The organism is Pseudarthrobacter sp. MDT3-1 (assembly GCF_054510755.1).
On sequence record NZ_JBTNDX010000016.1, the window covers coordinates 35,235 to 53,114 of the forward strand.

Genomic DNA, 17,880 nt, shown 5'->3' on the forward strand with positions numbered 1-17,880 from the left:
GCATCCATTGCCACCGACAGCCACCGCGGAATCCAGGCCGCAACGGGATCACGTGCCGCACTACCTCCTGGGTTTCGGACTCGCGGCCCTTCTGCTGTTCGACCTCCCGGCACTTCTCGCAGGGCCCACGAACCCGGCCTGGCTGGCCGCGGTGGTACTGACCGGCCCGACCGTCGGCATCCCCGCCGGGATCGCCGCGTTCCGACGCCGCAATGCCTCATCCGGCGGTCCTGCGGGAGCTGGCGCGCCGTACCCTGGCAGGAGCCGGCGATGAGCGTGGACGGCATGCCGCTGCCGGCGTGGAAGCACTCCAGACCCGGCGGAACCGGGTACCCCGCGGACGCGCAAGCCTGGGACCGGTGGTACGCCAGCGCCGCCTATGGCTGGTCCCCCGCCAGCTCGACTGTGCGCTCAGCAGTGAACGGGCTCACGCCCGGGCGGGCACTGGACCTCGGGTCCGGGGACGGCCGGCACGCGGTCTGGCTGGCCGGGCGCGGCTGGCACGTCCAGGCCCTGGACTTTTCCGCAGAAGCCCTGGCCCTCGGGCGGGAGCGTGCCTTCGCCGAAGGAGTCACCGGCCTGGTCACCTGGACAGTCGCCGAAGTAACGGTGCACACTCCGGACCCGGCGAGCCTGGACCTGGTCCTGGCCGCCTTCCTGGACCTGCCCGGACCGGACCTCGAACGGGTCTTCGCCCGCGCCGCCCTGGCCCTCGCCCCCGGGGGAATCCTCCTCTTCATCGGCCATGATCCGGAAGACCCGCGCGAAGGCACCACAGGCCCGCGGGACCAATCCATGCTGCATGGCAGCACCGAAGTCGCCGCGTGGGCTCGGCGGTCCGGCCTGGAAGTCGAATCAGCCGAGACCCTCTCCCGGCCCGTTCCCGGGGACCGGCGCCCCGCATTGGACTGCGTCCTCCTGGCCCGCAAACCTGCCCGGGCCCCGGATGTACCGGCCTTCAACACACCCTTGTCCACCAGGAACACCGATCATAAGGTCCCGTCATGACCGCTAGCACAACCCTCGCCGCTGCCCCCGCCGCCGTGGTCCCCCGGTCCAAGGGACGCATCGTGGTCAGCTGGATTACCACCACCGACCACAAAATTATCGGGTACATGTACCTGATCGCATCGTTCACGTTCTTCTGCCTCGGCGGGGTCATGGCGCTGCTCATCCGGGCCGAGCTGTTCGAGCCAGGCATGCAGATCCTGCAAACCAAGGAACAGTACAACCAGCTGTTCACCATGCACGGAACCATCATGCTGCTGATGTTCGCCACCCCGCTCTTCGCCGGGTTCGCGAACGTCATGATGCCCCTGCAGATCGGCGCCCCGGACGTTGCTTTCCCTCGGCTTAATGCCCTGGCGTTCTGGTTCTTCCTCTTCGGCTCCCTCATCGCTGTCTCCGGGTTCATCACCCCCCAGGGAGCCGCGTCGTTCGGTTGGTTCGCGTACGCGCCGCTCTCCAACACCACCTTCACCCCGGGGGTCGGCGGGGACCTGTGGGTCTTCGGCCTGGCCCTGTCCGGTTTCGGCACCATCCTGGGCGCGGTGAACTTCATCACCACCATCATCTGCATGCGCGCCCCGGGCCTGACCATGTGGCGGATGTCAATCTTCACGTGGAACACCCTGGTCACGGCCATCCTGATCCTTATGGCGTTCCCGCCGCTCGCCGCAGCCCTCTTCGCCCTCGGCGCTGACCGGAAATTCGGCGCCCACATCTTCGACCCCGAAAACGGTGGCCCGGTCCTGTGGCAGCACCTGTTCTGGTTCTTCGGCCACCCCGAGGTGTACATCATTGCCCTGCCGTTCTTCGGCATCGTCTCGGAGATCTTCCCGGTCTTCAGCCGCAAACCGATCTTCGGCTACAAGGGCATTGTCTACGCAACCATCTCCATCGCCGCATTATCCGTGACCGTGTGGGCACACCACATGTACGTCACCGGCTCCGTGCTGCTGCCGTTCTTCGCGTTCATGACGATGCTCATCGCCGTGCCCACCGGCGTGAAGTTCTTCAACTGGATCGGCACCATGTGGGGCGGGTCCCTGACCTTCGAAACTCCCATGCTCTGGAGCCTGGGTTTCATCGTCACGTTCCTCTTCGGCGGCCTGACCGGGATCATCCTTTCCTCCCCGCCGCTGAACTTCCACGTCTCCGACACCTACTTCGTGGTCGCCCACTTCCACTACACCGTCTTCGGCACCGTGGTGTTCGCGATGTTCGCCGGGTTCTACTTCTGGTGGCCGAAATGGACCGGCAAGATGCTCAACGAACGCCTGGGCAAAATCCACTTCTGGCTCCTGTTCCTGGGCTTCCACGGCACCTTCCTCATCCAGCACTGGCTCGGCGTCGAAGGCATGCCCCGCCGCTACGCCGACTACCTGCCCGAGGACAACTTCGCCTGGATGAACCAGTTCTCCACCGTCTCCTCCTTCCTCCTCGGCGCTTCCCTGGTTCCGTTCTTCTGGAACATCTTCATCACCGCCCGCAATGCGCAGAAGGTCGAAGTGGATGATCCGTGGGGGTTCGGGGCCTCGCTCGAATGGGCCACGTCCTGCCCGCCGCCGCGCCACAACTTCACGTCCCTGCCCCGGATCCGTTCAGAGCGTCCCGCCCTGGACCTCCACCACCCTGAATTGGCACAACGGAGCCATGACACCACGCACGGCCCGGCGGCCGCTGCCCTCGGAGCCGCCGAGATCGGAGAAGGTGATGTCCGCTCCCCGGATCCCAATGACTGACCTCGCCGCGCTCCTTACAGTCCGCCCCTCACGGAAAGCAGGACCATCATGGACCGGTACCTGACCAGCATCTGGGCCGCGTCCGCCGAACTGGAAATGCTCCAGGTGCAGATCGACCAGGCCCATGAAGCCCTCGTGCATGCCCTGTGCACGGCCATGGCGGCCCAGATACCCCCGGAAGAGGTCGCGGCGGCTGCCAACATGGACTTACCTGAACTCTTCGACACGCTCCGCCGGCCCAGGATCGCCCCAACCCCGGGAAACCGCGATGCGGTACGCGACCTGTAAGCCCCGTCCCGTCGCAGGGACCGACAACGAAGCCCGGTCCGGTCCACCGGCCCGGGACGCCACCCGTGCGCGGGGGCGGCCTGGCCACCAATACACCAAGAACTCATCCGGCTCACGGCCCGCATCGATCACCTCAATTCCCCCCTCCCCGGGGGCATGCCGGCGCCGAAATACGTCCCCACACACCCCGCGCTGACGGGCCCCGTCATGCCATACCGCACCCAGACCAGGAGCCCCCCATGAACCCGTCCCCGCCCCGCAGCCTGCCGGATGCTCTCGTCCGCGGATCCCGTGTCGTCGGCGTCGGATCCTACCAACCGGCCAGGATCCTCACCAACAGTGAGCTGAGCCTGATGGTGGACACCAGTGACGAATGGATCCGCAGCAGAGTCGGCATCGAATCGCGCCACATTGCCGACACCGAATCCGTAGCCGACATGGCCATCCGAGCCGGACAGGACGCCCTTCAGAACGCCGGGATGGACGCCCGGGACCTGGACCTGATCATCGTTGCCACCGTCACGGCCAAGGACCGCTCCCCCAGCACCGCAGGCCGGGTCTCGGCCAGCATCGGCGCCGCCTCGCCAGCCGTTTTCGACGTCAACGCCGCCTGTTCCGGCTTCACCCATGCGATGGCCATCGCCGATCAGGCAATCAGGGCCGGGTCCGCGACCACAGCCCTAGTCATCGGAGCGGAAAAACTCAGCGACTTCACCGACTGGGCCGACCGGAGCACCTGCGTCCTGGTCGGAGACGGTGCCGGCGCGGCACTCCTGACTGCCACCGACGAACCCGGGGTCGGGCCCGTCCACTGGGGCTCAGTACCGGCCCTCGCACAGGCAGTCAGAATCGAAGAGCCTTCCCTGCACCTGGAACAGGAGGGCCTCACCGTCTACCGCTGGGCAATCACACAGGCAGCGCAACTGGCACGCCGGACCTGCGAACTGGCGGGAATCCGCCCCGAGGACCTCGCCGCGTTCATTCCGCACCAGGCGAATCTGCGCATCATCGAACCCCTCGCCGACCAGCTGGGTATCCCCCGGGCAATCACCGCCCGCGACGTGATCCACTCCGGAAACACCTCATCAGCCAGCATCCCGATCGCACTGGCCAAACTCGTCCGCACCGGGGAAGTCCCCCCGGACAGCCCCGCCCTGCTCTTCGGATTCGGCGGCGGTTTTGCCTTCGCCGGCCAGGTCATCCGAACCCCCCGGAACACCGCAGCAATTCCCCCCGGCAGGTGACCCGGCCCCCTCCGGACCGCCTCGCGCGGTGCCGGGGCACGACCATCGGCACTTACGGGGCCGCGAACGAAGTACCGAAACCTAAATACGCTCTGTCACCGAAAAGAAGCAGGAGCACCGAAATGAAAAATAAGCTCGTATTCGTATCAGGTATAGCAGTCGGCTATGTCCTTGGCACCCGGGCAGGCAGGGACAGCTACGAGAAACTCAAACTAAAAGTCCGCGGTTTCCGGGAGGGCCCGACACACAGGGACAAAGTCTCCGACACCGCCAGGAACACACCTGAAGTTCAGGAACAGGCAAGCCAGTCGGGGAAGAAAACGAAGGAAGAAATCACCGGCGCACCCGCGCACGACACCACACGGCCCAAGGACGGGGCGGCATCCGGCACCCCTAAACGCGACCGCCCGAAGGCCTACGCGCCACCAGAAAGCGACTTCTACGGCATAGGCGGACCGGCCTCGCATGAGTCCCTGGACGCGGACACCCCCCAGCAGGCGCACCGCGATGAAACCGGCGGCCTCAACCGCCCGGACTAAGATTCACGTGCGGCGGAACTACGGACAAATCAGAACCAAGACAGCTTTCCCGCACCCAGGACGCGACCGGAACCCATGTCATGCTTGAGCTCGAGGCGCTGGCACTCGGCCGCGCACACACCGAACTGTCCGTGCAGTACGTCAACCACAACGTTTTGCAGGCCGACCGCAGGAACGCGGAGGACCATGATTTTCTCCCCTCCCCCTCCCGCCGCTTCGGTCTGTGGTTCTCGAAGGCCGGGATACATCAAACCGGAGTTCCTCCAGGGCCGGACGGCGTCGCAGTCAGTGGCGGAGGAAACGAAGCGCGAGAACCGGATCCGGGCCGCTGGGTTCAACGTGGTGAGGTGGGACTCGGCCGATCTGATGGAACCCGGGAAGCTGGAACGCAAACTGGCAGCGGCCGGCGCGCCCCGCCGTCGTACGCGTTCTGCGGTTGTCGACGCGCAAACCCGACCGTGACCCGCATATTTCCTGGCGCCGGTGATATTCAGATAGCGCCACGGAATATGCGCAGCGACAAGCCGCTTCCGTGTCGAGGAGTACATCCTCGACCACCGGGAACGGACGACGTCGGCACCCAACCCGGGTGCCGACGTCGTCCGTTCAGTTCGCGCTAGTTACCGGATTTCGACAGGCTCAATCACCGGGGTGCCGGCGAGCCGGAGCCAGGTGTCCACCACGGTGTCGGGGTTCAGGGAGACGGAATCGATGCCCTCCCCGACCAGCCACTCGGCGAAGTCGGCGTGGTCGCTGGGACCCTGGCCGCAGATGCCGACATACTTGCCGCGCGCCTTGCAGGCCTTGATGGCCATGCTCAGGAGCTTCTTGACGGCAGGATCGCGTTCGTCGAAGCCGCCCGAGACAATCGCGGAATCCCGGTCCAGGCCCAGGGCCAGCTGGGTCATGTCGTTGGAGCCGATGGAGAAGCCGTCGAAGTAGTCCAGGAATTCGTCGGCGAGCAGCGCGTTGGAGGGGATCTCACACATCATGATCACCTCGAGGCCGTTCTCGCCACGGACCAGGCCGTTCTCCGCCAGCAGCTCGATCACGCCGCGGGCCTCGTCCAGGGTCCGCACGAACGGGATCATCAGCTTGACGTTGGTCAGCCCCATCTCGTTGCGGACGAAGGACAGGGCCTCGCACTCGAGGTCGAAGCAGTCCCGGAAGGACGGCTCCAGGTACCGGGAGGCGCCGCGGAAGCCGAGCATCGGGTTCTCTTCGTGCGGCTCGTAGGCCGGTCCGCCGATGAGGTTGGCGTACTCGTTGGACTTGAAGTCGGACATGCGCACAATCACCGGCTCCGGCGCGAAAGCCGCCGCGATGGTGGACACCCCTTCGGCCAGGCGCTTGATGTAGTAGTCGCGCGGGCTGCTGTACGCGGCAATCCGTTCCCGGATTTCCGCGGCCACGTCCGCCGGCTGGCTGTCCAGGTTCAGGAGCGCCTTGGGGTGGATGCCGATCTGGCGGTTGATGATGAATTCCAGCCGGGCCAGGCCCACGCCGTGGTTCGGCAGCTGGGCGAAAGTGAACGCCTGCTCCGGGGTTCCGACGTTCATCATGACCTTGACCGGGGCCTCCGGAAGCTCGGTGATGGCGGTCTCCTCGACGCTGAAGTCCAGGAGGCCTTCGTAGATGGTGCCGGTCTCGCCGTCGGCGCAGGAGACGGTCACCTCGAGGCCGTCGGTAAGGGAATCCGTCGCACTTCCGGTGCCGACGACGGCGGGGATCCCCAGTTCGCGGGCGATGATGGCCGCGTGGCAGGTGCGTCCGCCGCGGTTGGTGACGATGGCCGAGGCGCGCTTCATGATCGGTTCCCAGTCCGGGTCGGTCATGTCCGCGACGAGGACATCGCCGGTCTTGAAGGCGGCCATCTGGTCGATCGATGTGAGGATGCGGACGCTGCCGGCACCGATGCGCTGGCCGATCGCGCGGCCCTCGGCCAGGACTCGGCCGGTCGCGTTGAGGCGGAAACGGCTGAGGCTGCCGGCGGCCCGGCGGGACTGCACCGTCTCCGGGCGTGCCTGCAGGATGTACAGGCCGCCGTCGGTCCCGTCCTTGCCCCATTCGATGTCCATGGGACGGCCGTAGTGGTTCTCGATGGCGACGGCGTGCCGGGCGAGCTGCTCGACGTCGGCGTCGCTGAGGCTGAAGCGGCTCCGCAAGGAGGCCTCGACCGGCACGAAGTCGATGGTCCGGCCGATCTCCTGGCTGTTGGTGTAGGTCATCTGGAGGGCCTTCTCGCCCAGTCCGCGCTTGAGGATGGCGGGCCGCCCGGCCTGCAGCGCGGGCTTGTAGACGTAGAACTCATCAGGGTTCACGGCGCCCTGGACCACGGCCTCGCCCAGGCCGTAGGAGGACGTGACGAACACGGCGTCCTGGAACCCGGACTCAGTGTCCATGGTGAACATCACGCCGGAGGCGCCGACGTCGGAGCGCACCATCCGCTGGATGCCCGCCGAGAGTGCCACCTCGGCGTGTTCAAACTTGTGGTGCACGCGGTAGGCGATGGCCCGGTCGTTGTAGAGGGACGCGAACACGTCCTTGATGGCGATCAGGATGTTCTCGATGCCGCGGACGTTCAGGAAGGTTTCCTGCTGCCCGGCGAAGGAGGCATCCGGGAGGTCTTCCGCCGTGGCGCTGGAACGGACGGCCCAGGAGAGGTCCTCGGAGCCCGCGTGCTTGTCCACCAGCTGCTGGTAGGCGTTCCGGATCTGCGCCTCGAAGTCCTGCAGGAAGGGCGTCTCGCGCATCAGCGCCCGGATCTCCTTGCCCGCAGCTGCCAGGGCCGTCACGTCATCGGTGTCCAGTCCCACAAGCCGGTCCGCGATCTTCTGGTCCAGGCCCGAATCAGCCAGGAAGCTGCGGTAGGCGTCCGCCGTCGTGGCAAAGCCGTCAGGGACCTGGACGCCGGCGGAGGTGAGGTTCTGCACCATCTCACCGAGGGAGGCGTTCTTGCCCCCTACCCGGTCCAGGTCCTTGAGTCCGAGTTCTGAGAACCACAGGATGTCTGTTGTCATAATTGCTGCTCCTTTGCAGGGATGATGGCATGCCGGGGCGCCGCCCGCTCGCGGCTGTGGCCGGTTGGTGGGCGCGGATCCTGTCTACAGTGACAGGTCCGGAGCGTTCTTTCCAACATGATGTGCGCCACACGGGGCTTGTGAAATTTTTCCCTAATGTTTGAGGTTCATCCGCTGCAGGATGGTGGCCGCCATTTCCTCCACGGACACCGTCGCCGAATTCAAGTACGGGATCCGGTGGGAGACGTACAACTGCTCGGCACTGCGCAGCTCGAAGCCGCACTGCCGTAGCGACGCGTAGGGTGAGCCGCGGCGCCGCTCAGTGCGGATCTGGCTCAGCCGCAGGGGGTTGGAGGACAGTCCGAAACACTTCTCAACAAAAGGCCGCAGCGGCTTGGGCAGCCCTTCCCGTTGAAAATCCTCGTCCACCAGCGGGAAGTTCGCGGCGAAGATGCCGTGCTGCAGCGCCAGGTACATGGTGGTGGGCGTTTTTCCGCAGCGGGACGGTGCCACCAGGATGACCTGCGCCTTTTCCAGCGCCCGCAGGCTCTGGCCGTCGTCGTGTTCCATGGCGTACTCGACGGCGGCCATCCGGGATTGATACCGCTCCGCGTTGCCGAGGCCGTGGGCCCTGCCGGGTTCAGCGCTGGCCGGGGAGCCGAGGGCTTCCTCCAGCTGTCCCACATGCGTCCCGATGAGATCCACTATTATCCCCTGGCACGTTGCAATGGCCTGTCTGATGTCGCTGCTGACGGCTGTGGAAAAGACGATGGGCCGCGGGCCGGTGGCGACCAGTTTGTCGATGGTGCCCACCACGGTTCTGGCCTGTTCGGCGGTGGTAATGAACGGGACCGTAATGCGGTCAAAGTTGTTCGCGGGGAACTGCGTCAACAAGGTGTTGCCGAGCGTTTCCGCGGTGATGCCGGTGCTGTCCGAAAGGAAGTAGACAGGCCGAATCTCGTCATTGGTCATGAAGGCATTCCACCATCCGGTGGTTGAGCTTGTCGAAACCCGGGCTTTTACCCGGCAGAAACACTGCGGCAACCTGGCCGGGGCATGCTGGGCTTACGGGGACAACCAGCAGGGGGCACAGCATGATCACTGACAAGGTGCAGACGGAACGAATCCAACTCGGCGACCACATCGAGGCGTGGCACAACGGCAAGCTCTTCCACAAAGGCCGGGTGACCGACGTCGTACGTTCACTGGAACTGATCTGGATCCTGGACGCGAGGACCGGCACGCGGAAGCTGCTGGACCCGGACGCTCTGGAGATCATCAAAGTGGCGGCCCCGCATGTGGCCGGGTAGGTTAAAAGGCGCACTGTGCGGAGTGTTGTTATGTCCAGATCGAACGGGACTTGCGCCGAATCAGGTACTCGTGAAACTTGGGGGCCGTGTATTCGTAGAGGCCCTTTTGCAGCCGATAGACCACTCCCTGGTCCGCCAGCCTGCCCATCAGGACGTTGACGTTGCCTTGTTTGCGGGAAGTGACGTTGTGTATGTCAGCCGTCCGCAGCGGCGGATAGTCGCAGTCGCCGGTGAGCAGGAGGAGGTCCTGCTCGGCAGGGGTTAAGGAGTCGAGCCGGGGAGAGTAGAAATCGTGGTCCAGGCGTTTGAAGATCGCCTCGCGGAGACCTTTCAGCAGGTCAAGGGTCAGGACGTTCGATGATGTGTCGACCGCATCATCCCAGAGCTCCGCACCCCACAGCTGCACGAAGTACGGATACCCTTCCACGTCGTCCATCACGGCACTCAGAAGGTCTTCGCTGGCCTCTTTGCCGGTGCCATCCAACGGACGAAGGAACGCTTCACGCGTCTGGTCCCGCGTCAGGCGCCCTACCTCTTCCCCGCGGAACATCCGCTCGCTATACGTTCGAGCCTTGAGCAGGTTCGCGATCAAAGTCGGCAGTCCACAAAGCACGAGGGCAACAGGCACCTGCTGCTCCTGGAGTGTGTTGACCGCGGCGATGAGCAGCGACAGCGGATGCTGCCCGTCCCGATCCTTGTCGTCCACGAGTACCTGCGCCTCGTCGAGCATCAGGACAAGGCCGGCCCTCCCGGACTTCACCGCGATGCGAGCCGTTTCCAGAAGGTCTGATGCAAGGTTGGATTCCTTGGAGTTGGCTGAGCCGCCCAAAGAGACGGTGACATCTTCAAATGTCATGGTCGCCAGCGATCGCGCACCACTAATGACGGCCTCCGTCTTCTGGCGAAGACTTTCAGTCCGTGATACTTGGGCCTGAACGTCCAAGAGAAGGTCATGGAGCACCCCGACGATGGCGTCTTCACGATTGTGTCGAGGCTCTAACTGGAGCCTGCCGACGGCCCAGTTAAGCTCCCCCTTCGTCACTTCTTCGAAATGCTTGAGCAACACTGTCTTCCCCACGCCCCGGAGCCCGGTAATGCGATAGTTGGCCGGGATCTCGGGGGCTCCCCTGAGTATTGCCCGCAGGATTCGTTCCTGACTTTCACGTCCCGCAAGAAAAAGGGGCGTGTTGGCCGCTCCGGGACGATATGGGTTTTTGATGGGAACTCCCCGGCTACTCAGTACTTACAAAATATTGTTATTATTCATGATTCTAACAGAAATCTTTTAGAACCGAACCGCCGGGCTTCGGCCGCTTAGCTTGTGAGCACTCTGGGTTCGGCCTAGATTTGGACATGACCAATTCGCCCGAACATGAGCTGCTCATTGAGCTGCAGGACCTGATTATCGGCACGGGATCGGTGGCGGACTTCCTAGGCGGGCTCTCCATCATCGCCGCGGCCGCTCTGAGCCGCTCGGCCGGCGCCACGGTGGAGTGCGGGGTCACCCTTAAGCACGCCAGGAAAACCACCACCGTAGGCGGCAGCACCGAGCGCGCAGTCCACCTGGACCGCATCGAACAGGCCGTGGGCGACGGGCCGTGCATCGCAGCGTTGAAGGCAGCGACCCCTGTACTGCTGGCCGATGTCCGCACCGACCCGCGCTGGCCGACCTACCAGGAACGACTGATCGAGGAGGGCATCCACAGCGCCCTGGGCGTCCCGCTTGAACTCGGCGAAAACGCGGCCGCAGTCCTGAACTTCTTCGCGCCGGCCACCGGCGTGTTCACCGAGGCGACCATCAGCGAGGCGGCCAGTTTCGCCGACGTCGCCGGCAGTGCCGTCCGCCTCGCCGTCAGGGTGGGAACCGCCGAGAGCGCCGCGGATGACCTGAGCGCGGCGATGATGAGCCGCACGGCCATCAACATTGCCTGCGGGATCATCATGGCCCAGAACCGCTGCAGCCAGACCGAGGCGATGTCCATCCTGATGAAGGTCTCCAGCCACCGGAACCAGAAGCTCCGGGACGTGGCCGACGAGATCGTCCGGAAGGTCTCGGGCGAGGAAGCCAGCACCTACTTCGACATGTAGGGACACCAACGAAACCCGGGCCTGGTGGCTACCTGCCCGCCCTGGAAAAAAGCGAGTACTCACTACTCGTGTGCCACCCCGGCAGGGCCTTTTACGATGAGGGCGTACCGACACATGGGGGCTGGGGCATGATGATCGATCAACTGGTGGACTGGCGCGTCTCGGGGGTCCTGCTGGATATCCGTGGACACTCGGAAGCGGCATCGGCGTGCGCACTGGCCCGGATTGCGGCGTCCGCCGTGAGCGAGATTGCCGGCTACCCCGTGGAGAGCACGGTGACGCTCGTGCGGCCGGACGGGACGCCCTTCACAGCGGCAACCACCGACGCCGCCGGCGGCCTTTCCCGGTGGGACCAGCTCGCCGGACGGGGTCCCACCTCGCGGGCACTGGGCGGCCGCCTGACCATCATTCTCAATGATCACTGCCTGGACAAGCGCTGGGACGAGTACCCGGCAAGTCTCAGGTCAGCCGGCTTCCGCTCCGCCGTCGCCGTGCCATTGCCGCTGGAACGCGGCTACCGGGCCGCACTTACGTTGTATTCAGCGGAAACGAACGTGTTCACCCCGGTTGTCGCCAGCCAGGCGCTGGAGTTCTCCGACGTGGCGGCCAAGAGCCTGGTCCTGGCACTGCAGGTCCGGGCTGGCCTGGCCCAATCCGCGGATCTCCGCGCAGCCATGGCCAGCCGCACCGCTGTCAACGTCGCCTGCGGTGTGATCATGGGCCAGAACGGGTGCTCCTACGAGTCGGCGTTGCAGATGCTCACGCTCGCATCGAACCATCGGAACCTGACCATCCGCGACGCCGCCGAAGCGATGCTGCGCCCGCTCCCGGGCGGGGTTCCGCCCACACACTTCCAGCAGCGCGCCTGACGCAGCGCCCGCCGTCGAGCGTTAAGGGCGCCACGACTGTTGCGCACCCCGCCCCACTCCCCCGAATGTAAGTAGCGCTAAGTGTCGTTATGAGGGCTCATAACGACACTTAGCGCTACTCAGTTGGGCGGGGACGCGCAGAACCGTCAGCGCAGAACCACTGTGCGCCCGCCGTCGAGCATTACCCGGCCTTCACAGTGCCACCGGACCGCGTTGCTCAGCGCCTTGCACTCAGCGTCGCGGCCCACGCGCACCAGGTCATCGGCCGTGTACGTGTGGTCCACGTCGATGACCTGCTGGGCGATGATCGGCCCCTCATCCAGCTCGGCGTTGACGTAATGCGCCGTGGCGCCCACGGTTTTCACGCCGCGGTCGTACGCCTGGTGGTACGGCTTGGCGCCCTTGAAGCTGGGCAGGAACGAGTGGTGGATGTTGATGGTCCGGCCCGTCAGCTGCGCCGACAGCTCGTCGCTGAGGACCTGCATGTAGCGGGCCAGGACCACCAGCTCCACATCGTATTCATCCACGAGCTCCAGCAGGCGGGCTTCCTGCGCCGGCTTGGTCTCCTGGGTGACCGGGAGGTGGAAGAACGGGATGCCGTGCCACTTGACCAGTTCCTGGTGGTCCGTGTGGTTGGAGACCACGGCCACGATTTCCACCGGAAGATCACCCGTGCGGGCCCGGAACAGCAGGTCGTTGAGGCAGTGCCCGAACTTGGACACCATCACCAGCACACGGCGCTTGCGGCCGTGCGGCTCCAGCTGCCAGTTCATGGCCCACTCAGCAGCCAGCGGCCCGAAGTCCCGGCGCAGGTCCTCCGTGGTCAGCGGCTGCTTGCCGGATTCGAAATGCACCCGCATGAAGAACTGCTGGGCCTGGCGGTCACCGAAGTGCTTGGTGTCGATGATGTCGCAGTCGTGATCCAGCAGGTACCCGGTGATCGCGTGGACGATCCCCGGCGACTCGGCGCAGTTGACGGTCAGAACATGTTCGGTTGCCACTTAGCTCTCCCGCGATGCCTTCGCGTCGGCCAGCTCCGCGTCGGCCAGGGCCTTCTCCTCGGCCACTTCCTTCTCGCCGGCGAGGTCCTTCTGGAACTCCGCGTAGCGGGCCAGGTGAGCCGGACGCTTCCGCAGGATGACCCAGGCGACGCCCAGGATGACGAACCAGATGGGCGTAATCAGCAGCGCCAGAAGGGTATCCGGCTGCGTGGTCAGTGCCCACAGGACGAAGGCGAAGAACGCGAAGACCACCCAGACCATGGGGATGCCGCCCGGCATCTTGAACTTGGACGCCGCGTGCAGGTGCGGACGGCGTGAACGGAACTTCAGGTAGCTGGCCAGGATGATGGACCAGACAAAGACGAAGCAGACGGCGGCCACGGTGGTGACCATGTCGAAGGCCTTGCCGATGTCCTTGCCGGCGTACATCAGGACGATGCCGGAGAGCAGCAGGATGCAGGAGAGGAACAGGGCGTTCTGCGGGACCTTGCGGGCGGACAGGCGGCTGAAGACGGTGGGGGCGTCGCCCTCCTGGGCCAGGCCGTACACCATGCGGGAGGTGGAGTAGATGCCGGAGTTGGCAGAGGACATGGCCGAGCTGAGCACCACCAGGTTCACGATGGTGGCCGCGGCGCCGAGGCCGGCCAGGGAGAACATGGCGATGAACGGGCTGTGGCCGGCCTGGAACTGGGTCCACGGCGTGACGGACATCAGGATGATGAGGGCGCCTACGTAGAAGAGCAGCACGCGGATGGGGATGGAGTTGATGGCCTTGGGCAGGTTCTTCTCCGGGTCCTTGGCCTCGGCGGCGGTGGTGCCTACGAGTTCAATACCCACAAAGGCGAAGACGGCGATCTGGAAGCCGGCCACAAAGCCCATGAATTCGTTCGGGAACAACCCGCCGTGGCTCCACAGGTTGGTGAAGGTGGCCGGGCCGGCGTCGGACTGGAAACCGCTGAAGATCATAAACAGGCCAACAATGATCAGCGCCGCAATGGCGATGATCTTGATCAGCGCGAACCAGAACTCGGTCTCACCGAATGCCCGCACCGTTGCGAGGTTCAGGACCAGAAGGATGATCACGGTGGCGATGCCCGGAATCCACAATGGCACCCCCGGCCAGAGTTCCTCCGAGTAGGCAGCAATGGCGATGACGTCCGCGATGCCCGTGATCACCCAGCAGAACCAGTAGGTCCAGCCGGTGAAGAAGCCGGCCCACGGGCCCAGCAGGTCAGCGGCGAAGTCGCTGAAGGACTTGTAGTTCAGGTTGGACAGCAGCAGTTCGCCCATGGCCCGCATCACGAAGAACAGCATGAAGCCGATGATCATGTAGACGAAAATTACGGACGGGCCGGCGGCCGAGATGGTCTTGCCTGAGCCCATAAAAAGGCCCGTGCCGATGGCGCCGCCAATGGCGATCAGCTGGATGTGCCTGTTGCTGAGCTGGCGTTCAAGATGGGGCGTTTCCGGGGTGGTGACGGTTTTAGTACTCACGTGCTGCTCCTCGAATCAATGCTGGCTGGAGTGCCGTTGTGGAAGACGCGGCCGCTTCGTTGGGGACCGCATCGAGGTTGTTGAAGCTGTAAAGGTGGATCCCTGCGATGCCGGGCTGGCTTTCGAGCCCGGCCACCAGGGGGTGGGGTGAGTAACGGTCACCGCTGAGCAGCTTGCGCGCCAGTGGGCCTTTGCGGCTAAGGAACTTCAGGGAACTTCCGACGCCGATCTGCGTGGCGAGTGCCACCAGCTTGGTCCGCGGGACGGACCCCGCCATGCCTGCCCAGACGGGCAGGTCCACGCCTTCGCGGCGCAGGAGCGCCGCGAAGTCGAGGATTTTGGCGGCGTCGAAGCACATCTGGGTGACCACGTGGGTGGCCAGGTCCTGCTTGTCCTGCAGGGCGTCCAGCAGGTCCAGGGCCGCCACGGTCGGGTGGCCTTCCGGGTAGCCTGCCACGCCGGCGCGCATCCGGCCGCCGGTGTAGTGGGCGATGTCCTCGAGCAGCGGGAGCGCTGACTCGTACGGCCCGGCGGGCTGCTTCCGGTCGCCGCCGATCACAAACACCTCGCGGATGCCGGCACCGTCGCACTCCCGCATGATCCGGGTCAGCTCGGCCCGGTCGTGGATGCTGCGTGCGGCCAGGTGCGGGATGACGGTGTAGCCGAGCGTGCTCAGCTCCACCGACGTGCGCATGGTCCGCTCGATGCCGTGGTGCGGCAGGCACGTCATGGTCAGCGTGGTGGTCAGCGGAACCAGCGCCTGGACCTGGTCAACAATCCCGGTTGAGGGGATGATTTCGATTCTTGTAGGGAGCATCTTCGGTCCTTTCTGGATCTCGGCTCTGAATACCGGAACGGTCAGCTGGCGTGGGCGGCCAGCAGTGAGCTGGCTTCCTGGCGGGTGCTGCCGGAGGACTCGATGTGCGCGAGTTCGGCGGGGATTTCCCAGCCCTTCTTGCGCATCGCGGTGGCCCAGAGCCGGCCGGCCCGGTAGGAGGAACGGACCAGCGGCCCGGACATGACCCCGAGGAACCCGATCTCATTGGCCTCGTCCTGGAGGTCCACGAACTCCTGCGGCTTGACCCAGCGGTCCACCGGCAGGTGCCGTTCGGAGGGGCGCAGGTATTGGGTGATGGTGATCAGGTCACACCCGGCCTCGTGCAGGTCCCGCAGGGCTTCTGAGATCTCCTCGCGGGTCTCGCCCATACCCAGGATCAGGTTGGACTTGGTCACCATCCCCAGCTTGCGGCCCTGGGTGATGACATCCAGGGACCGGTCGTACCGGAACGCGGGCCGGATGCGCTTGAAAATCCGGGGCACGGTCTCGACGTTGTGCGCGAAGACCTCCGGCTTCGAATCGCAGATCGCCGCGATGTGCTCGGGCTTGCCGGAGAAGTCAGGGATCAGCAGTTCGACGCCGGTGCCCGGGTTCAGCTCGTGGATCTTCCGGACCGTCTCGGCATACAGCCACACGCCCTCATCGGCCAGGTCATCACGGGCCACACCGGTGACCGTGGCGTAGCGCAGCTGCATCGCCAGGACCGAGCGGGCCACCTTCGTGGGCTCGAACATGTCCACCGGGGACGGCTTGCCCGTGTCGATCTGGCAGAAATCACAGCGCCGGGTGCATTCGGACCCGCCGATCAGGAACGTGGCTTCCTTGTCTTCCCAGCACTCAAAAATGTTCGGGCAGCCGGCCTCCTCACACACCGTGTGCAGGCCTTCCTTCTTGACCAGGTTCTTGAGCTGGACATACTCCGGACCCATCTGGACCTTCGCCTTGATCCACTCCGGCTTCCGCTCCACAGGTACTGCAGAGTTGCGCTGCTCAACGCGCAGCAGCTTCCGGCCTTCTGGTGCCAGTGTCATCAGTTCTCTTCCCTTAGCATTCCACTACGTTGACGGCGAGGCCGCCCATGGCTGTTTCCTTGTACTTGGAGCTCATGTCCCTGCCGGTCTCGCGCATGGTCACGATCACCTCGTCCAGGGACACCCGGTGCGTACCGTCCCCCCACAGGGCCATCTTTGCTGCGTTGATGGCCTTCGCCGCCGCAATCGCGTTCCGTTCGATGCACGGCACCTGGACCAGCCCGCCGATCGGATCGCACGTCAGGCCCAGGTTGTGTTCCATCGCGATCTCCGCCGCGTTCTCCACCTGCTGGGGCGTCCCGCCCATCACCTCAGCGAGTGCACCAGCCGCCATGGACGACGCCGATCCCACCTCGCCCTGGCAGCCCACCTCGGCACCCGAAATGGACGCCTGCTCCTTGTACAGCACCCCGATGGCACCGGCCGTGAGCAGGAACTTGACCACAACGTCGTCGCGGTCTTGCTGCGTGGCCTTGTCCATGCCGGGCGCGAAATGCAGCGCGTAGTACAGGACTGCCGGGATGATCCCCGCAGCACCGTTGGTGGGCGCCGTGACAACCCGGCCGCCGGACGCGTTCTCCTCGTTCACTGCCAGGGCGATGAGGTTCACCCATTCCTGCCAGTACTTCGCGTCCCGGTCCTTGTCCTCCTTTTCGAGCCGCTCATGCCAGTCCGGAGCACGACGGCGGACCTTCAGTCCCCCGGGCAGCAGCCCCTCACGCTTGAGGCTGGTTGCCACACACTCCTCCATCACGGAGTAGATGTGCAGCAGGCCTTCGCGGATTTCCGCCTCGGACCGGGACGCACGTTCGTTGACGAACATGATGTCGCCGATGGACAGGCCCTTGGACTGGCACCGGCCCAGCAACTCCGCGGCGGTGCGGAACGGCAGCGGCAGTTCCTTCTTGGACTCGTCCAGTTCCTTCAGGGCCGCGTCCTCTTCGCCTTCGCGGACAATGAAGCCGCCGCCGACGGAGAAGAACGTTGCCTTGTGGAGGACTTCGCCTGCCTCGTCAGTGACCGTGAAGGTCATGCCGTTGGTGTGCCGCGGCAAGACAGTGAGCGGCCGCAGGACCATGTCCTTGACCCCGTACGGCAGGGGAACGGAACCAGCGAGCTGGAGGGTACCGGTTTCGGCGATGGCGGCGAGCCGCTCCTCCACCTCGGCCGGCAGGATCTTCTCGGGGTGGAAACCCTCCAGGCCCAGGAGGATGGCCGTCATGGTGCCGTGGCCATGGCCGGTTGCCGCCAGCGACCCGTACAGGTCCACCCGCAGCCCCGCCACCCCGTCCAGGCTGCCGGAGCCCTTGAGCTCCTCGGCAAACACGGCGGCAGCGCGCATCGGCCCCACCGTGTGAGAGCTCGACGGCCCGATCCCGACGGAGAACAAATCAAAGACTCCAACGGCCATGAT

The 17,880-nt window shown here is 65.1% G+C and carries 17 protein-coding genes; 9 read left to right on the forward strand and 8 right to left on the reverse strand.

Annotated elements, in window-relative coordinates:
* Positions 1–7 precede the first annotated feature (7 nt).
* From ACX80X_RS13540 to ACX80X_RS13565, 6 genes are all read left to right on the forward strand, one after another.
* Entirely contained in the window at positions 8–274 is a 267-nt protein-coding gene (locus tag ACX80X_RS13540) for a hypothetical protein (RefSeq protein ID WP_252598625.1), read from the forward strand.
* Entirely contained in the window at positions 271–1,008 is a 738-nt protein-coding gene (locus tag ACX80X_RS13545) for a class I SAM-dependent methyltransferase (protein WP_252598626.1), read from the forward strand. Before ACX80X_RS13540 ends, ACX80X_RS13545 begins: the two co-directional genes overlap by 4 nt.
* Positions 1,005–2,744 carry an aa3-type cytochrome oxidase subunit I gene (ctaD, locus tag ACX80X_RS13550; RefSeq protein WP_252598627.1) on the forward strand — a complete coding sequence of 580 codons (1,740 nt, stop codon included), beginning with the start codon at positions 1,005–1,007 and terminating at the stop codon, positions 2,742–2,744. Before ACX80X_RS13545 ends, ctaD begins: the two co-directional genes overlap by 4 nt.
* Before the next feature lie 48 nt (positions 2,745–2,792).
* Positions 2,793–3,032, forward strand: coding sequence for a hypothetical protein (locus ACX80X_RS13555; protein ID WP_252598628.1), 240 nt, complete (start codon positions 2,793–2,795; stop codon positions 3,030–3,032).
* Positions 3,033–3,271: 239 nt separating this feature from the next.
* Entirely contained in the window at positions 3,272–4,276 is a 1,005-nt protein-coding gene (locus tag ACX80X_RS13560; protein ID WP_252598629.1) for a beta-ketoacyl-ACP synthase III, read from the forward strand.
* 122 nt (positions 4,277–4,398) lie between these two features.
* Positions 4,399–4,815: a hypothetical protein gene (locus ACX80X_RS13565; RefSeq protein ID WP_459312326.1), complete on the forward strand. Its 417-nt coding sequence runs from the start codon at positions 4,399–4,401 to the stop codon at positions 4,813–4,815.
* Positions 4,816–5,435: 620 nt separating this feature from the next.
* On the opposite strand, the gene ppsA is transcribed toward ACX80X_RS13565, so the two are convergent.
* Together ppsA and ACX80X_RS13575 are read right to left on the reverse strand one after the other, a co-directional pair.
* Positions 5,436–7,835, reverse strand: coding sequence for a phosphoenolpyruvate synthase (gene ppsA, locus ACX80X_RS13570; RefSeq protein ID WP_252611521.1), 2,400 nt, complete (start codon positions 7,833–7,835; stop codon positions 5,436–5,438).
* A 153-nt stretch (positions 7,836–7,988) separates the two neighbouring features.
* Positions 7,989–8,807, reverse strand: coding sequence for a pyruvate, water dikinase regulatory protein (locus ACX80X_RS13575; RefSeq protein WP_252598632.1), 819 nt, complete (start codon positions 8,805–8,807; stop codon positions 7,989–7,991).
* Positions 8,808–8,929: 122 nt separating this feature from the next.
* Between ACX80X_RS13575 and ACX80X_RS13580 the strand changes: the two genes are divergently transcribed.
* Positions 8,930–9,145, forward strand: coding sequence for a hypothetical protein (locus ACX80X_RS13580; protein WP_252598633.1), 216 nt, complete (start codon positions 8,930–8,932; stop codon positions 9,143–9,145).
* Positions 9,146–9,173: 28 nt separating this feature from the next.
* Here the strand turns inward: ACX80X_RS13580 and ACX80X_RS13585 are convergent, their stop codons facing one another.
* On the reverse strand, positions 9,174–10,385 hold the full coding sequence (locus ACX80X_RS13585; RefSeq protein ID WP_256471253.1) for an AAA family ATPase: 1,212 nt from the start codon (positions 10,383–10,385) through the stop codon (positions 9,174–9,176).
* A 113-nt stretch (positions 10,386–10,498) separates the two neighbouring features.
* On the opposite strand from ACX80X_RS13585, the gene ACX80X_RS13590 reads away from it, so the two are divergent.
* Together ACX80X_RS13590 and ACX80X_RS13595 are read left to right on the forward strand one after the other, a co-directional pair.
* The gene (locus ACX80X_RS13590; protein WP_459312329.1) at positions 10,499–11,233 is read left to right on the forward strand and encodes a GAF and ANTAR domain-containing protein; all 735 of its coding nucleotides are present in this window, start codon (positions 10,499–10,501) and stop codon (positions 11,231–11,233) included.
* A 128-nt stretch (positions 11,234–11,361) separates the two neighbouring features.
* Positions 11,362–12,102 carry a GAF and ANTAR domain-containing protein gene (locus ACX80X_RS13595; RefSeq protein ID WP_252598635.1) on the forward strand — a complete coding sequence of 247 codons (741 nt, stop codon included), beginning with the start codon at positions 11,362–11,364 and terminating at the stop codon, positions 12,100–12,102.
* 146 nt (positions 12,103–12,248) lie between these two features.
* Here the strand turns inward: ACX80X_RS13595 and purU are convergent, their stop codons facing one another.
* From purU to ACX80X_RS13620, 5 genes are read right to left on the reverse strand one after another with little or no spacing between them, the layout of a single operon-like run.
* Complete coding sequence (purU, locus tag ACX80X_RS13600) at positions 12,249–13,103, reverse strand: formyltetrahydrofolate deformylase (protein ID WP_252598636.1); 855 nt, start codon at positions 13,101–13,103, stop codon at positions 12,249–12,251.
* Positions 13,104–14,597 (reverse strand): D-serine/D-alanine/glycine transporter, encoded by a 1,494-nt coding sequence (cycA, locus tag ACX80X_RS13605; RefSeq protein ID WP_252598637.1) that lies wholly within the window; start codon positions 14,595–14,597, stop codon positions 13,104–13,106.
* Positions 14,587–15,414, reverse strand: a complete 828-nt coding sequence (locus ACX80X_RS13610) for a methylenetetrahydrofolate reductase (protein WP_459312332.1) — start codon at positions 15,412–15,414, stop codon at positions 14,587–14,589. The genes cycA and ACX80X_RS13610 overlap by 11 nt, the downstream gene beginning before the upstream one ends.
* 41 nt (positions 15,415–15,455) lie before the next feature.
* Positions 15,456–16,466 carry a lipoyl synthase gene (gene lipA, locus ACX80X_RS13615; protein ID WP_058931452.1) on the reverse strand — a complete coding sequence of 337 codons (1,011 nt, stop codon included), beginning with the start codon at positions 16,464–16,466 and terminating at the stop codon, positions 15,456–15,458.
* 13 nt (positions 16,467–16,479) lie between these two features.
* Positions 16,480–17,877: an L-serine ammonia-lyase gene (locus tag ACX80X_RS13620; RefSeq protein WP_252598639.1), complete on the reverse strand. Its 1,398-nt coding sequence runs from the start codon at positions 17,875–17,877 to the stop codon at positions 16,480–16,482.
* Between the last annotated feature and the right edge of the window lie 3 nt (positions 17,878–17,880).

Coding starts and splice junctions, on each gene's coding strand:
- ACX80X_RS13555 (WP_252598628.1), top strand. CDS start 2,793: ATGGACCGGTACCTGACCAGCATCTGGGCCGCGTCCGCCGAACTGGAA.
- ACX80X_RS13595 (WP_252598635.1), top strand. CDS start 11,362: ATGATGATCGATCAACTGGTGGACTGGCGCGTCTCGGGGGTCCTGCTG.
- ACX80X_RS13590 (WP_459312329.1), top strand. CDS start 10,499: ATGACCAATTCGCCCGAACATGAGCTGCTCATTGAGCTGCAGGACCTG.
- ACX80X_RS13575 (WP_252598632.1), bottom strand. CDS start 8,807: ATGACCAATGACGAGATTCGGCCTGTCTACTTCCTTTCGGACAGCACC.
- ACX80X_RS13560 (WP_252598629.1), top strand. CDS start 3,272: ATGAACCCGTCCCCGCCCCGCAGCCTGCCGGATGCTCTCGTCCGCGGA.
- ACX80X_RS13545 (WP_252598626.1), top strand. CDS start 271: ATGAGCGTGGACGGCATGCCGCTGCCGGCGTGGAAGCACTCCAGACCC.
- ACX80X_RS13580 (WP_252598633.1), top strand. CDS start 8,930: ATGATCACTGACAAGGTGCAGACGGAACGAATCCAACTCGGCGACCAC.
- ACX80X_RS13565 (WP_459312326.1), top strand. CDS start 4,399: ATGAAAAATAAGCTCGTATTCGTATCAGGTATAGCAGTCGGCTATGTC.
- ACX80X_RS13620 (WP_252598639.1), bottom strand. CDS start 17,877: ATGGCCGTTGGAGTCTTTGATTTGTTCTCCGTCGGGATCGGGCCGTCG.
- ACX80X_RS13610 (WP_459312332.1), bottom strand. CDS start 15,414: ATGCTCCCTACAAGAATCGAAATCATCCCCTCAACCGGGATTGTTGAC.
- ppsA (WP_252611521.1), bottom strand. CDS start 7,835: ATGACAACAGACATCCTGTGGTTCTCAGAACTCGGACTCAAGGACCTG.
- lipA (WP_058931452.1), bottom strand. CDS start 16,466: ATGACACTGGCACCAGAAGGCCGGAAGCTGCTGCGCGTTGAGCAGCGC.
- ctaD (WP_252598627.1), top strand. CDS start 1,005: ATGACCGCTAGCACAACCCTCGCCGCTGCCCCCGCCGCCGTGGTCCCC.